9 protein-coding genes and 2 tRNA genes are annotated in these 14,064 nt (G+C 73.7%); 2 read left to right on the top strand and 9 right to left on the bottom strand.

The genetic code is table 11. The features are described from left to right. Positions 1-22: 22 nt before the first annotated feature. The 8 genes from galK to O2W16_RS10285 form a co-directional block, all read right to left on the bottom strand. Positions 23-1,186, bottom strand: a complete 1,164-nt coding sequence (galK, locus tag O2W16_RS10320) for a galactokinase (protein ID WP_269158737.1) — start codon at positions 1,184-1,186, stop codon at positions 23-25. Continuing rightward, the gene (galT, locus tag O2W16_RS10315; protein WP_269158736.1) at positions 1,183-2,328 is read right to left on the bottom strand and encodes a galactose-1-phosphate uridylyltransferase; all 1,146 of its coding nucleotides are present in this window, start codon (positions 2,326-2,328) and stop codon (positions 1,183-1,185) included. The genes galK and galT overlap by 4 nt, the downstream gene beginning before the upstream one ends. 122 nt (positions 2,329-2,450) lie before the next feature. Then, positions 2,451-2,527: transfer RNA gene (locus tag O2W16_RS10310), tRNA-Met, on the bottom strand. Between the two features lie 49 nt (positions 2,528-2,576). Next, complete coding sequence (locus O2W16_RS10305; RefSeq protein ID WP_269158735.1) at positions 2,577-4,742, bottom strand: DEAD/DEAH box helicase; 2,166 nt, start codon at positions 4,740-4,742, stop codon at positions 2,577-2,579. Positions 4,743-5,153: 411 nt separating this feature from the next. Further along, positions 5,154-5,660 carry a hypothetical protein gene (locus O2W16_RS10300; protein ID WP_269158734.1) on the bottom strand — a complete coding sequence of 169 codons (507 nt, stop codon included), beginning with the start codon at positions 5,658-5,660 and terminating at the stop codon, positions 5,154-5,156. Positions 5,661-5,850: 190 nt separating this feature from the next. Further along, positions 5,851-5,924, bottom strand: a tRNA-Met gene (locus O2W16_RS10295). A gap of 65 nt (positions 5,925-5,989) precedes the next feature. After that, positions 5,990-8,956, bottom strand: coding sequence for a UPF0182 family membrane protein (locus O2W16_RS10290; protein ID WP_269158979.1), 2,967 nt, complete (start codon positions 8,954-8,956; stop codon positions 5,990-5,992). A 244-nt stretch (positions 8,957-9,200) separates the two neighbouring features. After that, positions 9,201-10,223 (bottom strand): YlbL family protein, encoded by a 1,023-nt coding sequence (locus O2W16_RS10285; protein WP_269158733.1) that lies wholly within the window; start codon positions 10,221-10,223, stop codon positions 9,201-9,203. A 279-nt stretch (positions 10,224-10,502) separates the two neighbouring features. Between O2W16_RS10285 and O2W16_RS10280 the strand changes: the two genes are divergently transcribed. Continuing rightward, positions 10,503-11,933 (top strand): zinc-dependent metalloprotease, encoded by a 1,431-nt coding sequence (locus O2W16_RS10280; RefSeq protein ID WP_269158732.1) that lies wholly within the window; start codon positions 10,503-10,505, stop codon positions 11,931-11,933. Between the two features lie 73 nt (positions 11,934-12,006). Here the strand turns inward: O2W16_RS10280 and O2W16_RS10275 are convergent, their stop codons facing one another. Then, positions 12,007-12,630: a M48 metallopeptidase family protein gene (locus O2W16_RS10275; RefSeq protein WP_269158731.1), complete on the bottom strand. Its 624-nt coding sequence runs from the start codon at positions 12,628-12,630 to the stop codon at positions 12,007-12,009. Positions 12,631-12,980: 350 nt separating this feature from the next. Here O2W16_RS10275 and O2W16_RS10270 point away from each other — a divergent pair, with 350 nt between their 5' ends. Beyond that, positions 12,981-14,048, top strand: a complete 1,068-nt coding sequence (locus O2W16_RS10270; protein WP_269158730.1) for a ThiF family adenylyltransferase — start codon at positions 12,981-12,983, stop codon at positions 14,046-14,048. The last annotated feature ends 16 nt before the right edge of the window (positions 14,049-14,064 follow it).

Below are 14,064 nucleotides of genomic sequence, written 5' to 3'. Positions count from 1 at the left end.
GGTGTTCCCCGGCCGCGACGGGTCAGGACAGCCGGCGGGCCGCCGGACCGGAGGTGACGGTGAGGATGCCGGGCAGCGTCAGGCCCCGGTCGCGGCAGGCGGCCGTGACCGCGTCCCCGACCGCCTGGGCGTCAGTGGACCGGATGAGGGCGATGGCCGAGCCCCCGAAGCCGCCGCCGACCATCCGAGCGCCGAGCGCGCCGGCTGCCCGGGCCGCCACCACGACCACGTCGAGCTCCACCGCCGAGACCTCGTAGTCGTCGCGCAGCGAGGTGTGCGAGCCGTCGAGCAGCGCTCCGATCTCGGCGACCCGGCCGGCCCGCACCAGCTCGACGACCTCGTCGACCCGCTGGTTCTCGGTGACCACGTGCCGGGTGCGCGCCTGCAGCCGCGGGTCGCCCAGCCGCGCCACGTCGGCCGGGGTGGCGTCGCTGAGCCACTCCAGGCCGAGCTGGCGGGCCGCCTCCTCGCAGTCGGCCCGGCGCTGGGCGTACTGGCCGTCGGCCAGGGTGTGGGAGACCCGGGTGTCGATGACCATCAGCTCCAGGCCGGCCTCGGCCAGCCCCAGCTGCACCGGCTCGGTGCGGGAGTCCCGGGTGTGGATGAGCAGGGCCGAGCCCCCCTCGGCCAGCAGCGCGACGGTCTGGTCCATCCCACCGGTGCCGGCGCCGACGACCTCGTTCTCCGCCCGGATCGCGGCCTGGATCAGCAGGTGCCGCAGCTCGCGGTCGTCGGCCCGACCGGCCAGTTCGGCCGCCGACAGCGCCACCGCCGCCTCCAGCGAGGCCGAGCTGGACAGCCCCGCGCCCAGCGGCACGTCGCTGCTCACCGCCACGTCCAGGCCGGGCACCTCGACGCCGGCCTGCTGCAGCGACCACAGCGTCCCGGCGGCGTAGGCGGCCCAGCCGGAGACCTGGCCGGGGCCAAGGTCGGCCAGGGTGCCCTCGAACGGTGCGGCGTCGGGGTCGGTGCTGCTGATCCGGACCCGGTCGTCGTCCCGCCGGCGGACGGCCGCGGCCGTCACCCGGGTCAGCGCCATCGGCAGACACCGCCCGCCGGTGTAGTCGACGTGCTCGCCGATCAGGTTGACCCGGCCCGGTGCGGTCCAGACGCCGTCCGGCTCGCTCCCCCAGGTGGTGCGCAGCTCGGCGACCGCGAGCTCGGCCTGGGCCCGCCCGCCGCTCACGACGCCACCTCGCGCAGCCGCTCGGCGATCCGCTCCGGCGTGGTGTCGTTGATCCAGGCGCCCATCCCGGACTCCGAGCCGGCCAGGTACTTCAGCTTCCCGGGGGCCCGCAGCAGCGAGAACAGCTGCAGGTGCAGGCGTCCGAGGTCGCGCTGCTCGCCGGTCGGTGCCTGGTGCCAGCCGGAGATGTAGGGCACCCGCTCGACGCCGGGGTGGAAGCGGTTCACCCGGCGCAGCAGCTCCTGGTAGAGCCCGGCCAGCTCGGCGCGCTCGGCGTCGTCCAGGGCGGCCAGGTCGGGCACGTCGCGGTGCGGTGCCAGGTGCACCTCCACCGGCCAGCGGGCGGCCCTCGGCACGTAGGCGGTGAAGTGCTCGCCGGCCAGCACGACGCGGGTGCCCTCGGCCTGCTCGGCGGCCAGCACGTCGGCCAGCAGGTTGCCGCCGGTCGCGTCCCGGTGCCGGCGGGCCTGCTCGAGCAGCTGGCCGGTGCGCGGCGCGACGACGGGATAGGCGTAGACCTGCCCGTGCGGGTGGGTCAGCGTGACCCCGATCTCCTGGCCGCTGTTCTCGAACACGAAGACCTCGGCGACACCGGGATCGGCCGAGTGCGCCGCCGTCCGCTGCGCCCAGGCCTCCACGATCGTGCGCATCCGGGCAGCCGGCAGGTCGACGACCGCGGCGTCGTGGTCACTGGAGAACACCACCACGTCGCAGTGGCCGTGGGCGGGGGCGTCGGGCGGGCCGAACGGGACGGCGGGCGCCCCCTCGGCCGGTCCCGCGGTCAGCGGCGCGAAGCTCGGGAAGCGGTTGGCGAAGACGGCGACGTCGTACTCGCTGTCGGGCACCTCGGTCGGCCGGGACGGGTCGCGGGTGGGGTCGAGCGGGCAGTCGGCCGCGCTGGGCAGGAACGTGCGGTTCATCCGGTGCCCGGCGATGGTCACCCATTCACCGGTGAGGACGTCGTAGCGGACCTCTCCCGCCCGCGGCGCCTCCAGCAGGGGACGGGCGTCGGCCGTGGCGTGCACCGGGCCGTCGGTCGCCTCGTCGTCGAAGTAGAGGATCGGCCGCCCGTCGGCCAACGTGCGCTCGGTGACCTGCCCCGGCCATCGCCGTGCCCGGTCGGCGATCGGTCCCGCGTCCATCTGGAGGTCCTCCTGTCGCACGGCGCTGCCGGGTCCTGCTGCAGCAGCCAGAGTCTGCACAACCGGCTGGGCGCACACAGACGGAGGGCCCGGTCACCATGACGGTGACCGGGCCCTCCGGTTGGTAGCGGGGACAGGATTTGAACCTGTGACCTCTGGGTTATGAGCCCAGCGAGCTACCGAGCTGCTCCACCCCGCGTCGCAAGGAGAACGTTACCCCACGCCGCGGACCACTTGCACCGGGGGGGTCAGAGGGTGATCTCAGCGGCGGGGACCGGCTCGGCCGCCGCCTCCAGCGCCTCGGTCAGCAGGGCGACCAACGCCTCGAGCTGCACGTCGGTCGAGGAGCCGACCTCCTCGTCCGACCCGTCCAGTGCACGGGCTGCGAGACCGGCCTTGCTGTCGATCAGCTCGGCGATCCGGGCGTCGATCGTCTGCGCGGCGATGATCCGCCAGGCGGTGACCGGCTCGGTCTGGCCGATCCGGTGGGCGCGGTCGATGGCCTGGGTCTGCTCGGCGTCGGTCCAGGAGAGCTCGGCGAGCACCAGGTTCGAGGCGACCTGGAGGTTGAGCCCGACGCCGGCCGACGTCAGGGAGCAGACCGCGACGGAGACGCCCGGGTCGTTGACGAACGCGTCGATGTTCCGCTGCCGCGCCCCCGGCGTCTGGTCGCCGCGGATCGAGGAGAAGCGGACCCCCTGCTTGGTGAAGACCTCCTCGGCGGTGTCCATGACGTCGATGTGCTTGGCGAAGAAGACGACCTTGCCGGCGCTGCGGGCGAGCTGCGCGGCGTAGTCGGCGGCGAGGCCGGCCTTCGCCTCGCCGATCCGCCGCATCATGCTGAAGACGTTCTCCCCGGCCTTGGTCGAGGTCGCGTCCTTCAGCTCCCAGCGGGCCACCTGGCGCACGAGGCCGGCGTCGATGCCCTCGACGACGGTGGCGGACTCGCGGGCCGCGAGCGCGGACTCGTACCGCTTCACCAGCCGGCGGGAGAGGTCGCGTTCCGCCGCCCGGATCGACCGGCCGGCCGCCCCGTCGAGCTCGACGGGCAGATCGGCGATCCGGCGTGCGGGGATGTCGGCGGCCACGTCGACCTTGCGACGCCGGACGATGCCCAGGTCGATGACGCACCGGCGGGCCGTGCCGTAGAACCCGGCGTCGGCGGGCGTGAGACCGGTCTCCTCGAGGGTGTCCATCAGCTCTGCGAGCGGCTTGGCGTCGTCGATCCAGCCGAGGAACTGCCAGATGGCCCGGAAGTCCTCGATGTCGTTGATCAACGGCGTCCCGGTGAGCGCCATGAGCAGGGGGCGGGGGTTGCGGGTGCGGATCCGCTCGGAGAGCTCCAGCACGTGCTGCGAGCGCTGGGAGGTCTTGTTCTTGATGAAGTGCGCCTCGTCGACGACCATCCCGCCGAAGCCGAAGTCGCCGAGCCAGCCCACGTGGCGGTCCAGGACCTCGTAGTTGACGACCACGATGTCCGCGAAGCCGTCGATCGTCTCCCCGTTGCCGTGGATCACGGTCGCCGTGCGGTGCGGCGTCCAGAGCCCGGCCTCGCGTGCCCAGTTGGTCTTGACGACGTTCGGCACGACGACGAGCAGCGGGTAGGCGTCCGCCGCCTCTGCGGCGAGCAGCGCCTGCGCCGTCTTCCCCAGCCCGGGCTCGTCGGCCAGCAGGAACGTCCGGTGGCCGGCGGCCGCCGCGGCGACCAGCTGCCCCTGGTGCGGCATCAGGTCCAGCCCGGCCGGCGTGAACCGGCTGGTCGGGAACGGGAGGTCCAGGCAGGCCGGGGCGCCACCGGACGCGCGCTCGAAGGAGTTCAGCAGCGGACCGATCAGCTCCCACCCGGCCAGCCGGCGTGGCCGGGGCGCGGCCGGCCGGACGGCCGAGAAGTCCGGGGCCAGGAACGGGTTGGCCAGCTGCCGGGACACGACCGACTGCGGCACCACCTGGCGCTCGGGGGCGACGGCAGCCGCAGCGGGCTCCGGCGCCGGCGCCTCGTCGGGGACCGGCTCGACGCCGACGGACTCCAGCAGCTGCCGCTTGAGCGACCTGGCCGCCTCGGACACGACCGCGTCCTCGGCGAGGAGCGCGAGCAGGCCGGAGTCCCGCACGGCGGTCTTCGCGAGGATCGTCCCGATCCCGTCGAGCCGCTTGAGCTGCTCGGCCCGGCGGCTGTCGGTGCCGGCCTCCTCCGCCCGGACCCGGGCGTGCTCCTCGCGCACCAGGAGCGCCACGACCTGGAACTTCGCGCGCACGGCGGGGGTCACGCGACCGCGCTGGGCGGCCGCCTCGACCTCCCGGACGGTGCGGGCGAGGACCGCGATGAGGTCGCCCTCGTCACGGTCCCGGGCGCGTCGCTGGGTGCGCGGGGCGCCACGGCGGGTGCCCGCCTGGGCCTGGCCTCGTCGAGCCAAGAATCCTCCTCTGGAACGCCCGGCCCGGTGGCCGCGGCGGGTGCCGCACACAGGTCCGCGATCGGGGTGACGGCTGTCGCGAGGAGGCAACCAGGACGGTCGCTCCCGATCACGACCCGGCCCCACGGATCTGCAGCAGATCGACGTGATCGGGGCCGGACAGCCCACCCACGGTGGGGACCTGCAGCCACCACTCGATGGCCGGGGCACCCACCGCACGGAAGACGTCGTCGCCGGATGAGCGACAGGCCCCTGAGGCAGGTGCTGGTCCCATGCTAACGGCCATCCGCTCGGCCATCTTCCCGGCCAGGGACACCGGCACGGCAGGACGACCCCGCACGGACGAGAACGGACCCCCGGTGACCGTGGTCCCCCGGCGTGACCTGCCCGGGCAGACCTCTCCGCCGACGGTCAGTTCGTGCTGGGCGGGGTGACGCCGCACTCGACCTGCGCGTGGTCCATGATCTCGTCCATGGGCGGTGCGCTCCGGGCCGAGTAGTCGTCGAAGGCCCCCTGCCACGCCGCCAGGTCCTCCGGCGAGACCGGGGCTGTCCCCTGGGTCTGCTCGATGGCGTCCCGTCCTGCGCCGACCACGACCGAGAACTGACCGTCGAGCTCCGCCGGCGGCTCCATCGCTGCCAGCTGGTCGGTCAACGCGCTGAGCACGTCGCGCACGGCACGGGGATCGCCGGCCTCCACGTCCTCGACCTCCGCCGACGCCTCCAGTCGTCTGAAGAGCTCGTCCATGTCGGAGCAGAAGGACGCGGCGTCGGCGGCAGACCTGGTGTCCTGCTCGGCCTCCGACGTGGCGCCGTCGGTGGTGACGGTCGTCTCGTCGGCCTCCCCGCCGCAGCCAGCGACCACCACCACCAGCGCGCTCGTGGACAAGACCGTGCGGATCGCGAGGCGGGCGCGCATGTCGAGCAGGCTGGCGAGGCGACGCCCTGATCTCCCCGGGAGCTGGATCGGGAGGTCGGCGAACTGGAGGCACGGGAGGTGGTCGTCAGCTGCCGCGTACTGCTGGAGGTGCAACTCCGGGACGAGCCGGCGCCGCACGGACACATGCGACAGGGCCCCTCACAGTCACTGTGAGGGGCCCTGTCTTCTGTAGCGGGGGCAGGATTTGAACCTGCGACCTCTGGGTTATGAGCCCAGCGAGCTACCGAGCTGCTCCACCCCGCGTCGGTGAAGACAACCCTACCAGCTCTGTGGGGAGGGGGCACTCAGGCCCCCTCCCCACCCCGAGCTCAGCCGCCCGGTGCCGCCTCGGCGGCCGCCTGCGCCGCCTGGTAGGCCTCGACCGCGACCTGCAGGTCCTCCAGCGCCGCGCCCTGGCCGGCGAAGTCGCCACCCTGCTGGGCGGTCCGGAGCGCCTCCAGCGCGGCGTTGATGTCCGAGACCGCGCCGGCCATCTCCGGGGTCGCCGCCTCGTCGCCCGGCCCGTCGCCCGTCGCGGGGCCCCCCACCGGCACCTCGGGGTCCGGGATCGGCTCGGGCACCACGTCGGGGGTGGCGTCCTCGTCGACGGTGTCGGCGATGTCGTTGCTGTCGGTGGCCGACTCCCCCGCTCCGGCGCCGAAGACCTGGTCCAGGGCCTCGGACAGGGTGTTGGCGTAGCCGATCCGGTCCCCGAAGTTGACCAGGACCTTCTGCAGCAGCGGGAACCCGCCCTCGCCGGAGGACCGGACGTACAGCGGCTCGACGTAGAGCAGCCCCTCGTCCCCGATGGGCAGGGTGAGCAGGTTGCCGAACACCGCCGTCGAACTGTCGCTGTTGAACAGGGTCAGGTCGGGCCGGATCAGGTTGTTGGTCTCGAAGGCGTTCTGCACCTGGCCCGGTCCACGGAACGGCGTGTTCCCGGGCAGCTGCAGGACCTGGATCTCCCCGTAGGTCTCCGGCGCGCTCGAGGCGGAGATGAACGCCGACAGGTTCTGCCGTTCGAAGGCGTTCATCGGGCTGGTCAGCTGGAAGCTGGCCTCCTCGTCACCCGGCCGCTGGGCCAGGATGTAGTACGGCGGCTGGTCCTGCGTGGTGTCCTGGGTCGGGTCGTCCGGGATCTGCCAGCGGTCGTTCTGGTTGTAGAAGTCGACCGGGTCGTCGACGTGGTAGCGGGTGAGGATCTCCCGCTGGACCTTGAACAGGTCCTCCGGGTACCGCATGTGGCTCTCCAGCTCGGCACTCATCGAGTCCCGCGGCTCGACGACGCCCGGGAACGCCTGCATGTAGGTCTGCAGGACGGGGTCGGACTCCCACTCGTACAGCGTCACCGAGCCGTCGTAGGCGTCGACCGTGGCCTTCACGGAGTTGCGGATGTAGTTGAACGTCTCGTTGGGCAGCGCGGTCGTGCCGGTGCCCGTGAGCGCGTCGGTCGCGGCCTCGCCCAGCTCCATCTGCTCGGCGTAGGGGTAGGAGTTCGAGGTGGTGTAGCCGTCGAGGATCCAGACGATCCGCCCGTCGATCACCGCCGGGTAGGGGTCGCCGTCGACCTCGAGGAACGGTGCGGCCTTCTGCACCCGGTCCCGCGGGTTGCGGATGTGCAGGACCTTGGACTCCTCGTTGACCGCCTCGGAGAGCAGGAAGTTCCGCTCGCGGTAGAAGATGGCGAAGGTCAGCTGGCGGAAGAAGCTGCCGGCCGAGATGCCGCCGTCACCGTCGTAGGTGTTGTTGATCTGCCCCTCGTCCGAGCCGCCCTCCGGCTGGTCGAACTCCCGCGGGGCGACCCCCTCGGGGGCACCGACCACCGAGTAGTCGCTCATCAGCTCGCCGTAGTAGACGCGGCTCTGGTCCACCGGGATGTTGCCGGTGGTGGGCAGGTTCCCGGTGGTGAAGTTGGGCTCGCCACCCTCTCGGCCGGCGGTCACCTGGTTGGCCGGGGCGGCCACGAAGCCGTTGCCGTGGGTGTAGACGGTGTGCCGGTTGATCCAGCTGTCCTGGTTCTCGCTCAGGCCCTCGCTGTTGAGCTCCCGGACGGCGACCACGTAGTCCTGGGTCTGACCGTCGATGGTGTACCGGTCGATGTCCAGCTTCTCCGGGAAGCCGTAGACGTTCCGGATCTGCTGGCGCGCGGTGAACGTGTCACTGAGCACGTTGGGGTCCAGCAGGCGCGCGTTCGGGATGGTCTGGTCGTCGTTGCGCAGCTCGGACAGGACGGCACCGACGTTGGGATCGCCTGCGGTGTCCTGCGCGTAGTTGACGTACTCGACGTCGTCGAGGCCGTAGGCCTCGCGGGTGGCCGCGATGGCCTTCTCGATGTAGGGGGCCTCGCGCTGGTTGGCGCTGGGGTTGACGACGAACTGCTGCACGATGGCCGGGTAGGCCACGCCGATCACCAGGCTGGAGGCCAGCAGCAGCACCAGCGCCGCGGCCGGCAGCAGCGTGTTGCGCACCAGGATGTTGGCGAAGAAGGCGACGGCGCAGATCGCCGCGACGACGACCAAGATGTTCTTCGCCGGCAGCAGGGCGTTCAGGTCGGTGTAGGACGCACCGCTGAAGACCTCACCGCGGTTGGAGTAGACCAACTCGTAGCGGTCCAGCCAGTAGGCGATCGCCTTCAGGGCGACGAACGCCCCGACCAGGACCGACAGCTGGACGCGGGCGGCGCCGGTGAGCTTCTGGCCCGGCGTCTGCAGCCGCAGGCCGCCGAACACGTAGTGGGTCAGCACCGACCCGATCAGCGCCAGCAGGACGATGGCGAAGCCGAAGCCCAGCAGCAGCCGGTAGAACGGGTAGTCGAAGACGAAGAACGAGATGTCCAGCCCGAACTGCGGGTCGACCGTGCCGAAGTCGGTGGAGTTGCGGTAGGTCAGCCAGGTCTGCCAGCTGCCCTGCGCGGTGATGCCGGCGAACAGACCGAGGACGACGCCGATCCCGGCCAGCACCAGCTTGCGCCGCGGCTCGACCGACTGGCGGTAGCGCTCGAGGTTCTGTTGCTCCAGCGACATCGGCCGGAACGTCGGGCGGAACCGGTAGGCCAGGTACACCGCGAGGGCTACCAGCCCCCCGGTGGCCACCGCGGCCACGGCGAACAGGAGCGCACGGGTCTGGATCTCGGTCCAGAACACCTCGGTGAAGCCGGTCTCGTCGAACCAGAGGTAGTCGACGTAGGCGTTGGTCAGCGTGCCGATCACGGTGAAGAGCACCAGCAGCACGGCGACGACGCCGATGACCAACTTGGCGCGCCGGGACAGCGTCGGCACCGGCACGGGGGGCCGCATGGCCACGGTCGGTCTCCTGTCTTCTTGCTTCTTGCGACGTAGAGGCAGCGCGGACTCAGGGGCCCGGCCGGGGAACACGATCACAGGGGCCCGGGATACCGCCAGGGGCGGAGGGCGGGACCGCTGGGTTCCGCCCTCTCCAACTGTTGTCAGCGGCGCCGGGTTCCCAGCGGGGTCACGAGCAGGTCACGGATCGCTGACAGTCGGGTCGAGGAGGCGGTGCCGGCACGGGGAGGGGCCGACGTCAGCACGGCGTGGGAGTCCGCCCGGCCCGCAGGTCCTCCAGCGCGGTCAGCGCGTCGTCCAGCGTCGCGACCCGGGCCGTCGGCAGGCCCTCCTGGGGGTTCTGCAGCGCCTCGGCACAGTTCTCGGCGGGCACCAGGAAGACCTCGGCCCCGATCTCCCGGGCCGCGACGAGCTTGAGCGGGATGCCGCCGATCGGCCCCACCACGCCCTCGGTGTCGATCGTCCCGGTACCGGCGACCACCGCGCCTCCGGTGAGGTCGGTGTCGCCCACGAGGTCGACGATCCCCAAGGCGAGCATGAGGCCGGCGGACGGGCCGCCGACGTCCGCGACCTCGATCCCGACGTCGAACGGCGCGTACGGGGTCTGCAGCACCAGCACGCCGAGCGCCGAGCCCTCGCCCTCGGCTGCCGGGGACGTGGTCACCGTCGTCGTCCCCGGCTCGCCGCCGCGCCGGTAGTCGACGACCACCGAGGTGCCGGGTGGGGTGTCCGCCAGGACGGCCGACAGCGCATCCAGGTCCGGGGTGGGCGTGCCGTCCACCGCGTCGATCGCGTCGCCGGCCTCCAGGCGGCCCTCCGACGCCGAGTCCTCGGCGAGTTCCTGCAGGACGACCGCCTCGGGGTACCCCAGCTCGGCCAGGGCGGCGCCCCGGGCGGCCTGCTCCGAGGTGAGGAAGGCCTGCCGGTTCTCCGCCTGGGTCTCCTCCACCGACCGGTCCGGCGGGTAGATCTGCTCGCGCGGCACGACCACGACCTCGTCGTCCAACCAGCCCTGCACCGCGCCCACCAGCGTCAGCTGGTCCTGCGGGATGCCGACGGTGGTCAGGTTCAGGTTGCCTGAGACGTCGTTGGGCTCACGGCCCTCCACGCTGATGATCGGCGTGCCGTCGATGTCACCGAGGGTGTTGTAGGTCGGGCCGGGCACCTGCGCCACGAAGGGCACCGGGAGCAGCGTCCCCAGCACGCCGAAGAACAGCAGCAGCGCCGTCCCGGCCACCAGCACCGTGGTCCGCCGGGTCACCGGTGCACCGCACCGGCGGCGCCCGGCTCCCTCCGCGACGTCGCCGTCCCCACGCCTGCGCCCTCGACCACGACCCCTCCTCGTTGACGGTCGACCGCCCTCGTCGGGCCCCCACCGTCGTCGGGCCCGCGGCCCGGCGGGCGGGCCCGTCGAACGGCGAGCGTAGGTGACCAGCGCAGGTCGCCGGTCCGACGCAGGTCAGCGCCGAGCGGGGGCGGTACGGCCGGTGGCGGGTCCGGACGGCGGTCGGCCGGGGGCGCACGCGGTTACGGTGGTGTCATGAGCGATCTCCCCTTCGGCTTCGGGCCCCCTGACCGCGACCCCGAGCGCCGGGGCGAGCCCGGCGGGCAGGGCAGCGGCGGGCCGGGCGGCGACGGGCCGGGCAACGACCCCTTCGGCCTCGGCGCGCTGTTCGGCGCGGGCGGGGCAGGCGGCGGCAACCCGGCGGAACTGCTGGGCAAGATGCCGCTGTTCGCCGAGCTGCAGAAGCTGATGAACTGGTCGGGCGGCCCGGTGAACTGGGACCTCGCCCGGCAGGGCGCGATCAGCCAGCTCGCCCCTGGCCACCAGCCGACGTCCGCCGGTGAGCAGGCCGCCGTGACCGAGGCGCTGCGGCTGGCCGACCTCTGGCTGGACCAGGTCACCGACCTGCCCTCCGGCGTCGACCGGGGCCTCGCCTGGTCGCGGGTGGAGTGGGTCGAGCAGACGCTGCCGGCCTGGACCGCGCTGATCGACCCGCTGGCGGAGCGGGTGGTCGCCGCCATGACCAGCGCGCTGCCCGCCGAGGCGGCGTCCTTCGCCGGCCCGCTCGCCGGGATCATGGGCCAGATGGGTGGGGTCATGTTCGGCGCCCAGGTGGGTCAGGCGCTGGCCCGGCTCGCCGACGAGGTCACCACCAGCACCGACGTCGGCCTGCCGCTGGGCCCCCAGGGCGCCGGCGTCCTGGTGCCGCAGAACGTCGCCGCCTTCGGCGAGGGCCTGGACCGTCCTGAGGACGAGGTCCGCCTCTTCCTGGCGCTGCGCGAGGCCGCCCACCAGCGGCTGTACGCCCACGTGCCGTGGCTCCGCCAGCAGCTGACCGATGCCGTGCACGCCTACGCGCGGGGCATCCACGTCGACCGCGAGGCCATCGAGCGCGGCCTGAACGACGCGATGAGCGGCATGGAGGGCGGCCTGGACCCCAGCGACCCGGAGAGCATCCAGAAGCTGCTGGGCAGCGGGCTGCTCGAGCCGGAGGAGACCCCCGAGCAGCAGATGGCGCTGCGTCGGCTGGAGACGCTGCTGGCCCTGGTCGAGGGCTGGGTGGACAGCATCGTGTCCGCGGCCGCCGCCGAGCGGCTGCCCGGTCACTCGGCGCTGGCCGAGACGATGCGCCGGCGCCGCGCCTCCGGCGGGCCGGCCGAGCAGACCTTCGCCACCCTGGTCGGGCTGGAGCTGCGCCCGCGACGGCTGCGCGACGCCAGCACGGTCTGGGGCGCGATGGCGCAGCAGCACGGCCCGGCCGAGCGCGACCGGCTCTGGTCGCACCCGGACCTGCTGCCCACGTCGGACGACCTGGACGAGCCGCTGGACTTCGTCTCCCGCCAGGGAGCGGGCGACCCGTTCGCCGCGCTGACCGACGGTCTCCAGCAGCAGTCGGAGGGCACGTCGCCGGAGCAGGGCGAGAGCGCACCGGACGACGAGGACGGCGGAACCGAGCCCCGCGCCTGACCGACCGACCCCCGCCACGAACGCGTGGCGGGGGAACGGCCTGGCTGCAGGCTGGGGGCAGCGGGGCCGTCCCTCAGTCGACGGCGCCGGGCTCCAGCTCGTCGTCGCCGGCTGGCTGGTCGCCGGCGGAGCCGTGTTCGACGCCCTCGAGGAAGCCCAACGCGCGCTCGGCGCGCGGGTAGGCGTGCACCAGGGCCCAGAAGCGCTGGTCGTGGCTGGCCTCCAGCAGGTGCGCCAACTCGTGGACCAGCACGTAGTCGACGACGAACTCCGGCATGCCCCGCAGCCGGCTCGACAGCCGGATCGTGCGGTCGGCCGGGGTGCACGACCCCCAGCGCCGGTTCTGGTTGTCCACCCAGCGGACGCTGGCCGGCACGGCCCGCCCGTCCAGGTGTGCCCGGGACAGTTCCATCGCCCGCGTCATGAGGTCGTCGTCGGAGCCGAGGGTGCGGCGACGCCGCTCCTCGCGGGTCTGCAGCTTGGCGACCATCTGATCGACCCAGCGCCGCTCCTCGGCAGCGCTGAAGGCCGCCGGGATGAGCACCACGGTGCGCCCGTTCTCCCGGTAGGCCGTGACCGTCCGGCGGCGTCGGGCGCTGCGGCGGACCTCCACCTCCGGCACCGGACGGGGCGCCGTGCGGACGGCGGGGACCGCCGTCGACGCAGCCGGCGCGCGGCGGTCGGGTCGCTTCTCCACGCACGCACCGTATCGGGCCGGACGGCGCACCTCCCGGGTGAGGACACCCGGTCGTGGACAGGTGCACACGGACAGTGGACACGGGGCGGGCGGCTGTCCCCCGATCGATGGACGGGGCCCGCTCCCTCCACAGGCTCGACCGTGCGTTCCTGCAGGTGAGCGCGCCGGGCGACGACCTCGTCGGGCATCGTCCCCGCCCGCTCCCCCGGGTCGTGCACAGCGACACGCCTGGTGGTCAACATCGCGTCCACAGCACCGTCCACAGGTTGTGGGAGGACGCCGGCGGCCGCTCTCCCCGACCTGTGGACGACGACTGCGGGCGGGGCCGTCGCACTGGCACCCTCCCTGCGATGACCGAGAGCCCGCACCCGCTGCTGCCCGCTGCGACGCCGCTGCTCCGGCTCGACCCGGACCTGCTCCAGATCGGCGGTGTCGACGGGCGCGACGGGCTGCGCGTCCACCCGGCCGGGGACGAGGTCGCCGCCCGGCTGCGCAGGCTGGACGGCCGCCGCAGCGAGCGTGCGGTGCGCGCCGAGTGGGTGGCCGAGGGCGTGCCCGGCGGCGTGGTGGACGACCTCCTGGCCGGGCTGCGCGGCACCGGCCTGCTGCACGACCTGGCCGCCGCCGACCTGCTGGCCGCCGACCCGGGCCCGGCCGCGGTCGCCCGGGCCGGGCTGGAACTGCCCGCGGCGGTGCCCCGGGCGGGCACGGGCGGGCGATGGCGCGCTCGCCGGCAGAGCGCGGTCGTCGTCGACGGCGCCACCCGGGTGGGCGTCCCGCTCGCCGCGGTGCTGGCCGCCAGCGGGGTGGGGTGGGTGCACGTCCGGGACCGGGGCGCCACCCGCGCCGGGGACGCCGTCGTCGGCGGGGTGACGGCGGCCGACGAGGGGCGCCCCCGGGCGCTGGCTGCGGCCGACGCCGTCCGGCGGGCCAGTCCACTGACCGACCTCCGCCCGCTCCCGCCGGACCGTCCGCCGGACCTGGTGGTCCTGTGCCGGCCCTGGGCGGCCGCCGATCCCCTGTCGGCGGCCCTGCACCAGGCGAGCACCCCGCACCTGGTGGCCACGGTGCGCGAGGAGACCGGCGTCGTCGGCCCGCTCGTCCTGCCCGGCGGCGCCGACGGGTGCCTGCGCTGCGCCGACGCCTGGCGGCGGGACGACGACCCGGCGTGGCCCCGGCTGGCCGCCCAGCTCGCCGCCGTCGAGCCGGCCGCCAGCGGCGCGACCGTCACCTGCCTGCTCACCGCCCTGACCGCCGCCGTGCAGGTGCTGGCCCACCTGGACGGCGGCGACGACCCGGTGACCGTGGGGGCGGCCCTGGAGCTGCGCCCACCCGACCTCGTCCCCCGCCTCCGTCGCTGGCCGCCGCACCCGGGATGTGCCTGTCGCGGGGCCGGTCGAGGCGCGCCACCGCCGTAGAGGGGACACTGGTGTG

The sequence above is a fragment of the Modestobacter sp. VKM Ac-2984 genome (genome assembly GCF_026967985.1).
GTDB lineage: Bacteria > Actinomycetota > Actinomycetes > Mycobacteriales > Geodermatophilaceae > Modestobacter.
Note: the sequence above shows the minus strand (reverse complement) of the source record. Positions and strands in the feature narration are given on the sequence as shown.

Bases quoted from the DNA above. Each gene is read 5' to 3' on its own strand.
- O2W16_RS10300 (WP_269158734.1), bottom strand. From the start codon at position 5,660: ATGCGCGCCCGCCTCGCGATCCGCACGGTCTTGTCCACGAGCGCGCTG.
- O2W16_RS10280 (WP_269158732.1), top strand. From the start codon at position 10,503: ATGAGCGATCTCCCCTTCGGCTTCGGGCCCCCTGACCGCGACCCCGAG.
- O2W16_RS10270 (WP_269158730.1), top strand. From the start codon at position 12,981: ATGACCGAGAGCCCGCACCCGCTGCTGCCCGCTGCGACGCCGCTGCTC.
- galT (WP_269158736.1), bottom strand. From the start codon at position 2,328: ATGGACGCGGGACCGATCGCCGACCGGGCACGGCGATGGCCGGGGCAG.
- O2W16_RS10290 (WP_269158979.1), bottom strand. From the start codon at position 8,956: ATGCGGCCCCCCGTGCCGGTGCCGACGCTGTCCCGGCGCGCCAAGTTG.